The following is a 268-nucleotide window of genomic DNA, read 5'->3' as shown; positions in this document are numbered from 1 at the left end:
CACTAATGTTGTAGGCGATAACGAAGAAAATACCAAATTTTATTAATAATTGCTGAGAGGATTATCAGCAATAAACTCAACCAGCAGCTCTGCTACTTTTCCCCCTTGATCTTCTTGCAAAAAATGACCAGCGTTATTAACTGTGGTATGGTTTTGACCTTTCGTTCCCGGTATCAGCTTTTGCATGATTCGATCGCCACCAGCCGTGACAGGATCAGAATCACTAAACAGCGTAATAAATGGCTTCGTCCATTGGCTGAGCTTACCC

The 268-nt window shown here is 41.8% G+C and carries 1 pseudogene; it reads right to left on the bottom strand.

The annotated features are described in order from the left end of the window. Positions 1–42: 42 nt before the first annotated feature. Positions 43–268 (bottom strand): annotated as a pseudogene (locus tag AAEZ03_RS27560) (hypothetical protein); the annotation flags it as partial.

It is taken from the genome of Pseudomonas sp. HY2-MNA-CIBAN-0224 (assembly GCF_040310285.1).
Classification (GTDB): Bacteria; Pseudomonadota; Gammaproteobacteria; order Pseudomonadales; family Pseudomonadaceae; genus Aquipseudomonas; species Aquipseudomonas helleri.
This window is presented reverse-complemented; position numbering and strand designations above follow the sequence as displayed.